The sequence below is a fragment of the Fictibacillus sp. NRS-1165 genome, assembly GCF_050468105.1.
In the GTDB taxonomy this organism is placed as follows: Bacteria; Bacillota; Bacilli; order Bacillales; family Fictibacillaceae; genus Fictibacillus_C; species Fictibacillus_C terrinigri.
The window spans coordinates 52986-59854 of record NZ_JBDPNU010000052.1; the positions used below are offsets into that span (position 1 = coordinate 52986).

General features: G+C 38.9%; 7 protein-coding genes and 2 pseudogenes. 4 read left to right on the forward strand and 5 right to left on the reverse strand.

Translation table 11 applies throughout. From position 1 onward, the window contains the following. Positions 1-92: 92 nt before the first annotated feature. Both ABHN01_RS20805 and ABHN01_RS20810 read right to left on the reverse strand, forming a co-directional pair. The gene (locus ABHN01_RS20805) at positions 93-1433 is read right to left on the reverse strand and encodes an MATE family efflux transporter (RefSeq protein WP_429877097.1); all 1341 of its coding nucleotides are present in this window, start codon (positions 1431-1433) and stop codon (positions 93-95) included. A 14-nt stretch (positions 1434-1447) separates the two neighbouring features. Next, positions 1448-1741: a metal-sensing transcriptional repressor gene (locus ABHN01_RS20810; RefSeq protein ID WP_429877098.1), complete on the reverse strand. Its 294-nt coding sequence runs from the start codon at positions 1739-1741 to the stop codon at positions 1448-1450. A 190-nt stretch (positions 1742-1931) separates the two neighbouring features. Between ABHN01_RS20810 and ABHN01_RS20815 the strand changes: the two genes are divergently transcribed. Further along, entirely contained in the window at positions 1932-2876 is a 945-nt protein-coding gene (locus ABHN01_RS20815; protein ID WP_429877099.1) for a DUF1259 domain-containing protein, read from the forward strand. Further along, a complete protein-coding gene (locus ABHN01_RS20820) occupies positions 2836-3114 on the forward strand; it encodes an efflux RND transporter permease subunit (protein ID WP_429877100.1) in 279 nt (92 codons plus the stop codon). The genes ABHN01_RS20815 and ABHN01_RS20820 overlap by 41 nt, the downstream gene beginning before the upstream one ends. 33 nt (positions 3115-3147) lie before the next feature. On the opposite strand, the gene ABHN01_RS20825 is transcribed toward ABHN01_RS20820, so the two are convergent. Continuing rightward, complete coding sequence (locus tag ABHN01_RS20825; RefSeq protein ID WP_429877101.1) at positions 3148-3483, reverse strand: DUF1259 domain-containing protein; 336 nt, start codon at positions 3481-3483, stop codon at positions 3148-3150. A 287-nt stretch (positions 3484-3770) separates the two neighbouring features. On the opposite strand from ABHN01_RS20825, the gene ABHN01_RS20830 reads away from it, so the two are divergent. Together ABHN01_RS20830 and ABHN01_RS20835 are read left to right on the forward strand one after the other, a co-directional pair. Further along, on the forward strand, positions 3771-5285 hold the full coding sequence (locus tag ABHN01_RS20830) for an FTR1 family iron permease (RefSeq protein WP_429877102.1): 1515 nt from the start codon (positions 3771-3773) through the stop codon (positions 5283-5285). After that, positions 5275-5667, forward strand: coding sequence for a hypothetical protein (locus ABHN01_RS20835; protein ID WP_429877103.1), 393 nt, complete (start codon positions 5275-5277; stop codon positions 5665-5667). Before ABHN01_RS20830 ends, ABHN01_RS20835 begins: the two co-directional genes overlap by 11 nt. 369 nt (positions 5668-6036) lie before the next feature. Here the strand turns inward: ABHN01_RS20835 and ABHN01_RS20840 are convergent. Further along, positions 6037-6354: pseudogene (locus tag ABHN01_RS20840) on the reverse strand (arsenic resistance protein); the annotation flags it as partial. 38 nt (positions 6355-6392) lie between these two features. Then, a pseudogene (locus tag ABHN01_RS20845) lies at positions 6393-6527 on the reverse strand (ArsR family transcriptional regulator); the annotation flags it as partial. Positions 6528-6869 lie beyond the last annotated feature (342 nt).

Here is a 6869-nt window from a genome sequence, read left to right on the forward strand (position 1 = left end):
GAAAGCGGACGAAATCCATTCTGTTGTAATCTACTAAGAAAAGTGAATTCAAAAAGATGGCCTTCTATTTAGAAGAACCATCTCTTTTTATATCACGCTGTTTTCGCATTACCTTTAAATTTATAGAACAAGAAAGCTGCTCGAACATATAAATCGACTGCAATAGAAAGCCAAACGCCCGCTATTCCCAGCTCGAAATGAATTCCAAGGATATAGACTCCTAACACACGAATAACCCACATTCCAATTGCTGTACTGTACATAGGACTTTTAGTGTCCCCTGCACCTTGTAAAGCACCTGCCAATACTAATCCGATGGCTAAAGAGGGTTGAGCAAAAGCATCAATCCTTAACGCGGTTACTACCATATTTATAGCATTTTTATCTGTCGTGAACCAAGTTGCAAACCAAGGAGAAAGGAAGTACAACAATACTCCGATAAGCGACATAAATGCGACCGCGACCCATGTGGTTAACATTCCATATTGATAAGCCTCTTTAAAACGTTTTGCTCCCACACTTTGACCAACCAAAGTAGTCGCTGCTACCGCTAGCCCATAACCTGGCATATAAGAAAATGTTTCGATATTTCCTGCAATAGAGTGAGCAGCATAGGTATCAGCACCAATTTTCACGATAAGACCAAAGTAAAGAACCTGACCAAGTCGCATGATTAATCGTTCAACGGCAGCTGGAGTCGATAACTTAAGAATTGAATTTGCATCTTTTATTGATCGGGTTCCAAATAAGTTGAAAGATACCTTTGACTTTTTAATGTAGTAATACAATGCTAGAGATCCTATTATGCGAACGATAACCGTTGCCCAGGCAGCCCCAGCTACTCCCATCCCTTTTATTCCAACAAAGCCAAAGATAAAGACATAATCTAAACCAATATGAAGGATATTGATCCACCAGCTCACCTTCATTGGAGTTTTTGTGTCACCTGAGGCACGGAGAATACTACCAAACGTAAACATAAGTGAAATAAATATTGAAGGTATGGCAACAATCTGAAAGTAAGTCTTACTGTCTGCTAAAACCAAGGCTTCTGCACCCATCAATTTAAGTAAGGGTTCACTAAAAAATAAAGTAATGAGTCCGAAAATCAGTCCGAGTATAGCTGAAATAACCGTTGATTGACGAGCAATCGATTTTGCTTTATCTAAATCTCCTGAACCAATATTCCTTGCAATCAGGGAAGAGGTCCCGACTCCAATTGCCATGAATATCGCTATATATACCGCTAAAATCGCGTTCGCGACACCCACCGCAGTCACTTCATTTAAGCCTAATTTAGAAACAAATAGAGTATCTACAAAACCCACTACCGTTTGAAGTATATTTTCAATCATAGCAGGAACAGCTAAAGCAACAATGACCAGTAGCTTCTGCTTTGTTGTTTTATTGGGTTGTATTTCTACATCCTGCATGTATTCCTCGCCTCCTATCGAATGAAATTATCCAGTGCTTTCTTAATGTCTAGCAGCACTTTTTCCTCATTTCCTTCGTGAACAGCATTGACAAGGCAATTCTCCATATGGTCCGCAAAAATTAGCTTCGCAGTATTATCCAGTGCTTTTCTGATGGCGGCAATTTGTAGAAGAATATCAGGACAATCACGGTCGTCGATAGCCATTTGTTTAACACTTTTGACATGGCCCTCAATTCTGGCCAACCGATTGATGACACTTTTTCGTTGTTTATGTTCGTGATGATGATGCTTATCTTCTTTACTCATAACGATCCCCCAATAGATTATAATATCCCCCCTAGGGGGATATTTCACTTATCTTATACCTTAAGACAGATTTGTTCAACTATCCTGCTGGTTACGACAAGAAAAGCTGCCTATATTGGCAGCTTTAATAATTCGTTAGAAATTAGGTGAAGATAAGAGTGTCCATTTTACATCCAAAGGGAGTTATTTTATGCACATAAAGATATACATGAGAGTAGTAATTGTTTTTTTAGTTTTAGTTCTGATTTTTGATATTACTTCCACTTCATCCACTATGATAATAAATGCAAAGAATTCTTCTTCTCCTAACCACTTATACTCAACAAATCTTTTACCACAATGGGACCTTGTTGAGAAAGAAATAGGTAAATCAGGTGAAATGAAGCCAGGCGAAGTCTTTTATATCAGCCTCCCACGAAATGATTTGAAAGTAACGGTCAAGGGGATACCCATTCGCACTGGATTGGCATTAGGGGGCTGGACGGCTTTTAAACAAATGGCTAACCAAGCGATGGTTATGGGTGATTTGGTTCTAACAGAAAAAGATATTCAACCTGTCATGACTGAGCTCATTCATCAAGGAATTCAGGTTTCAGCATTACATAACCATTTATTAGGTGAAAAGCCACGAATTATGTATTTGCACATTGAGGGGCATGGTGATCCAGTTCAATTAGCGAAAGCAATAAGTTCTGGATTGAAACTAACATCAATACAAAAGAACATAACGGGCAAATCGGTTCCCTTTCCCATTGATAAACAGAAACTTGACAAGACCTTTAGACATAAGGGTACGGTTAAGAATGGCGTTTATCATGTTGGTGTGCCTAGATTAGAAAAAATCATGGAAAATGGCATGGAAATTCCTCCTGCTATGGGGGTTGCGACATCAATAAATTTTCAGCCAACGGGAAATGGTAAAGTGGCAATAACTGGGGATTTTGTACTTGCTGCTGAAGAGGTAAATCCTGTTGTTCGTTCCTTAAGTAAACATAGGATTGACGTAACTGCTATCCATAATCACATGTTAACCGAAAATCCTCGTCTGTTTTTTATGCATTTTTGGGCAAATGACGATCCTTTGAAATTGGCTAATGCACTCCGTGAAGCCCTGGACAAAACTCATAGCATGTAGCTTAACGAATGGTATCGTGTTAATTGACAAGGTTGAAAGAAATCGAAAAGAAGGAATGGATGTAAGAACGGCTGTGTTAAATGGTACCTTGTCCAGAGTTCGGCCGATCTTGATGACGGCAGCTGCCACGATCCTAACTTTATTGCCGCTGGCCTTTTCGCACAGTGGAGATACAGTCATTTCTCAAAACTTTAGGTATTGTTGTCATAGGTGGATTGATTACCTCCACGATAAATAGTTTTATAATCATCCCGATTATCTATGAGTGGCTTCATAGAAAGTCCGTACGAAAAGGAATAACTGCTTCAAATGGAACAAAAAGTTTGCGGAAAAGCTGTATGGCTCGTTGGAAACGAAAGGATATCTCATCTTCTTCCTGGGCTGGCTGGGAAAGATGAGAACTAAGTTCCGTTAATAATGGATTAATTTCCTCTTGCAAAAGGACTGTCTCCTCTAAGTTTAAGGCTCGTCCTTTGCTATCTATATTTTCAAATGTGAAAAATTGAGGAAGTACTAACGGTGACTTAGTCTTTCTACCTAAAATTGTGAACTTAAGGTTTCGAAATTTTTGTACTAAACAAACTCCACTTTGATCTAGACTACCCATCCCCTCCAATATTCTTGCGAATTCTTGGCAGAGTTGTTGTCTATGCTCCTACTCAATATGAACACTCCTTATTTCATCAACTTGAAGGCTTGTTTCACTTTAAACCCTCCATACAAGTTTTGAAAAAGTAAGGTGCATTGTTTGGACTTCTCATTGTCTTTTAGGATCTTTACAAAAGGGCAATTGACAATGATTCTCATAGGAATTATACTTTGTAAGGGAGAAAATGATAATGATTTTCATTACCTACAAATAAATTGGTTAATTTTAGAGTTGGGGGAGAAATGATGAAACGTAAGGTTCAAATCATTCTTACAATACTTCTAATGGGAGTCTTGATGTTACCTATACATAGCTTTGCTAAGGGGAATGCAGCTGATGACATGACCGAAGCGAACAAGCTCGTTACACAAGCTCTACAATCATCCCAAAAAGGAGATATGAATAGCACCTCTAGTAAATTTAAAACGTTTTCTAGTACTTGGTTGTCCATTGAGGATGGAATTAAGGAACAATCGACTACTGCTTATCATGATATTGAGGATGCGATGGGACAAGTTCAGTTTGCTCTTGCTCAAAAGCCTGTAAATAAAAAAAATGTAACCGCTGGCCTGGAACAATTAAAGCAAACGAACCAAAAGTTCATTGACGGGAAATATCCTAAAACGTCTAATGATGAAAAAAGCAGTTCAGGTAAAGAAGGAGACGTGGCAGGCCTTGTTTCCTTACTGGACCACTCCTTGAAAAATATCGATCAAAATGATGTTCAAGGGGCCAAAGCTGACATCGAGAAGTTTAGAAAGTCTTGGTTAAATGCAGAAGGTGCTGTACTTACCCAATCTTCAAAAGTTTATAGCAACGCTGAACGGGATATGGTTACTTCTTATGCCCAGTTATCATCAAACAATATAGACGGGGCTAAAAAAACCATTCAAGAGATGCGGGATTACCTGGCTCCCATAGCCATGAAAACAAGCTATAACATGATGGATGCGACAACGATTCTGCTTCGTGAAGGACTTGAGGCTTTGCTTGTAGTAGTAGCACTGCTTGGTTTCTTGAAAAAAGCAGGACACGAAGACAAAAAACAATGGATCTGGATGGGTGTAGGTTCAGGAATTGGCGTCAGCATTATCCTGGGTGTCATTGTGAATCTCCTCTTTTCGGCAGGAGCATTCGGAAGCAACAATTTCTTGATTGCAGGCTGGACAGGTGTTTTTGCGGCTGCAATGTTGCTATACATGAGTTATTGGCTTCACAGTAAATCCAGTCTTGCGGAATGGCAGCGATACATTCGCACAAAAAGTACAAATGCACTGAATACTGGAAGTTTATTTTCACTAGCGGCCTTGTCTTTCCTTGCCGTTTTCCGTGAAGGAACAGAAACGGTATTGTTTTTCATAGGTATGGCGAATTCAATCAAGCTACCTTCCTTATTAACTGGTATTGGTATTGGGGTTTTGGTACTTGTGATCCTTTCTTATTTCATACTTAAGCTAGGGTTAAGAATTCCGATGCGGCCGTTCTTCTTAGTATCCAGTGTTCTCATGTTTTACCTTTGCTTCAAATTCACAGGGATGGGGATTCACGGACTTCAACTTGCTGGATTATTGCCAGTGACACAAGTGAATTCTTTGACAACGATTGATTTTCTTGCGTTCTATCCCACAATTGAAAGCATGATTCCACAGGCATTTCTTATTTTGGTCGCCATCGTGGCAGCCATTATGAATAGAAAAAAGGATATCAAATTAAAAATTGAACTCAAAAAACATCAGGGGGAACTTCGAAATGCAAACTAAAAAATACATCGTACCTATCGTACTGGCAGCTTCTCTTACATTATCAGCTTGTGGAACTAAAGATAACGGATCAGAAAAACCGAAAGAACCGACGATCGCTGAAGGATCCAAAGAAATGAAACAAACACTCACCGACCTCAAATCTCAATTAAAAGCGAACGAAGCAGATAAAGTGAAAGAATCTGGAGAACAGTTAGAGGAATCATGGGAAAAATTCGAAGACGGCGTTAAAGAAAAAGACGCCGATCTTTATGAAAAAGTAGAAACGCCGCTGCACACCATTGAAGCGGGTGCAAAATCAAAGCCTCTGGATGCAAAGACCTTAACTAACGCAGCTGACGAACTAAATAGTGTTTTATCCAAAGTTGAAAAATTGAAATAAAAACAAAAAGCCCATGGAATGAATGCTCATTCTTGGGCTTTTTTCTTTGACAAACATAGGAGGAACATAGGTAACTTATATCCATTCTAATATGCCACGTTCATATGGAAAGTTAATTGTCCCTGATACTAAAGAATAACCCTACCAAAAGGGTGGTTAAAAGCAGAGTTATTCAATAGAAGTGGGAGTTAATGTTGCCTATTATCCCTTACATATTATTCAGTTATTAACTTAAGGTGCGTATTAAAACGCTTATCTCCTTCAGAGGTAGGCTTTTTTTATTTTGCTTAAACATAGAAAAACTCTGTGAAGGGCCCAATTCCGCCCACCATATACTTAGGCTTATCAGGCAATAGAAGAATGGCTAAAACTAATACGCACCACGTCGAGTGGTAAGGTTAAGATGGCATCTCCTTTAAGGGAGAAAATGACGATGATGGTAATGAGTAAAGCGATCAGTGTAATCGGAATGATTTTAGGGATGAATTTCGTTTCATACCAGGTTCTGTCCCTCGTTCTAATGAGGATCAAACGTGTGAGCATCCCTGCGATAAATGGAATGCCAAGAGGGTACATCATTAGAATCAGACATATCGCAATGGGAATGGATGTAGTACCTACCTGCCAAGAATTTAGGCTATCTACAAACTTAGGGAATACAGCTCCTAGACCAATTCTTAAGGCCATGGCAATAAAAATCCACAGTGTCAAGTATCGGTCCAAAATGGTTGACTCATATCGAACACTTCATTTAATTCACATACACAACAATCACGTTGCTTCAGAATAGCTACGATCGTCAATCGTGTTCTATCGCCAGTTAAACGCCACCAGTCCCGCCGCATATTCTCTATCGCCATTTGCAAGGTCACTGGTTGGACTTTCATACACCTCTTTAACAATATGTAAATCCCGAGCTAGAAAGAATTTGTCCCATTTATCGATGTTCATCATACGATGAAATTTAATTTAGAATAACGAATGATTTTAGGTGATTTGAACATTCTTATTTCAAAACATGCTCTCTCTTTTTGTTCGATTATAAGGGTTACAGAAACATAAATTTATTTAATTCTTATTTAACTAACGCAGGCAACAGATGAAGAACAGAGCAGTCATCGAGGTAGCTTTTCTTGTTTCACGAAAGGGGCAGTTTAGTGGAACAATCGTCATTAGCTTTTTTTCAACAATACCAGCTAATA

What these genes read in the sequence shown, in the direction of transcription:
- ABHN01_RS20805 (WP_429877097.1), bottom strand. Translation starts at nt 1,433, where the DNA reads ATGCAGGATGTAGAAATACAACCCAATAAAACAACAAAGCAGAAGCTA.
- ABHN01_RS20810 (WP_429877098.1), bottom strand. Translation starts at nt 1,741, where the DNA reads ATGAGTAAAGAAGATAAGCATCATCATCACGAACATAAACAACGAAAA.
- ABHN01_RS20815 (WP_429877099.1), top strand. Translation starts at nt 1,932, where the DNA reads ATGCACATAAAGATATACATGAGAGTAGTAATTGTTTTTTTAGTTTTA.
- ABHN01_RS20820 (WP_429877100.1), top strand. Translation starts at nt 2,836, where the DNA reads ATGCACTCCGTGAAGCCCTGGACAAAACTCATAGCATGTAGCTTAACG.
- ABHN01_RS20825 (WP_429877101.1), bottom strand. Translation starts at nt 3,483, where the DNA reads ATGGGTAGTCTAGATCAAAGTGGAGTTTGTTTAGTACAAAAATTTCGA.
- ABHN01_RS20830 (WP_429877102.1), top strand. Translation starts at nt 3,771, where the DNA reads ATGAAACGTAAGGTTCAAATCATTCTTACAATACTTCTAATGGGAGTC.
- ABHN01_RS20835 (WP_429877103.1), top strand. Translation starts at nt 5,275, where the DNA reads ATGCAAACTAAAAAATACATCGTACCTATCGTACTGGCAGCTTCTCTT.